Source organism: Marinomonas aquiplantarum, assembly GCF_003314975.1.
GTDB classification, from domain to species: Bacteria; Pseudomonadota; Gammaproteobacteria; order Pseudomonadales; family Marinomonadaceae; genus Marinomonas; species Marinomonas aquiplantarum.
In genome coordinates, this window is the sequence record NZ_QNRF01000029.1 from 1 (window position 1) to 1,194 (window position 1,194).

Below are 1,194 nucleotides of genomic sequence, written 5' to 3' on the forward strand. Positions count from 1 at the left end.
TGTAATCCCCCCAAAAAATGATTGGGGTTTTAAGTAGAGAGTTTTATGATCAATGCATCAGGAGCGATCTATGAAGAAGTCACGTTTTACCGAAAGCCAGATCATGGCGATTTTGAAGCAACATGAAGCTGGGGTGTCGATCCCAGATCTTGCCCGAGAGCACAACGTCAGCTCAGCCTCCATCTATCAATGGCGAGCTAAGTATGGCGGTATGGACGCTTCTATGATGAAGCGTTTAAAGGAGTTAGAGGCGGAGAACACTCGACTCAAGAAGATGTATGCAGAAGAACGGCTCAAGGCCATGATTCGACAGGAAGCGCTTGAGGGAAAGCTGTAAAGCCGTCTCAACGTCGAGAGATGGCCAAGCAAGCCATCGAGAAGCACCGGATCTCGATTCGATTGGCGTGTATGTGTATGGGGATTAGCGAGACCTGTTTCCGGTACGAGAGTAAGCTCTCGGCAGAGAACAAGCAGGTTGCCGATTGGTTGCTACGCCTGACACAAGCGAATAAACGCTGGGGATTTGGTCTGTGCTATTTGTACCTGCGCAACGTGAAGGGGTTTACATGGAATCACAAGCGGGTGTATCGCATTTACCGGGATCTTGAGCTGAACCTTCGCATCAAGCCTCGTCAGCGCATTTTGCGTGATAAGCCAGATGAGTTGAGCGTACCGACAGCCCCCAACCAAGTCTGGTCAATCGATTTTATGAGCGATGGATTATCTGATGGTCGTAAGTTAAGAACGTTCAATGTTCTGGACGACTACAACCGAGAAGGTTTGGCGATTGATGTTGACCTGTCTTTGCCTAGTGCCAGAGTGATACGTTCGCTTGAGCGGGTCATCGAGTGGCGAGGCAAGCCAGCTGCAATACGATGTGATAATGGTCCGGAATTTATCTCTGGTCAGCTTGTGAACTGGGCAACTAAGAATAGAATTACGCTCTTATTCATTCAGCCAGGTAAACCGACGCAGAATGCTTATATTGAGCGTTTCAACCGAACAGCGCGACACGAATGGCTCGATCTACATCAATTTGAATCCGTTGAGCATGCACAATACCTTGCCACAGAGTGGTTATGGACGTACAACAATGAAAGGCCAAACAGTGCCATTGGTGGCATTCCACCTAAATGGCTTATGAAGGCAGCTTAGGCTCTACTTTTCACCCCTGTTAAAAATGGGGGGATTACA

General features: G+C 48.2%; 1 protein-coding gene. It reads left to right on the forward strand.

The features are described 5' to 3' along the window. Window positions 1-70 precede the first annotated feature (70 nt). Window positions 71-1,155, forward strand: a protein-coding gene (locus DFP76_RS18020; RefSeq protein WP_113875937.1) for an IS3 family transposase whose coding sequence is annotated in 2 segments (ribosomal slippage) — window positions 71-332 and window positions 332-1,155 — 1,086 coding nt in all. Because the reading frame shifts where the segments join, the coding sequence is not laid out codon by codon here. The last annotated feature ends 39 nt before the right edge of the window (window positions 1,156-1,194 follow it).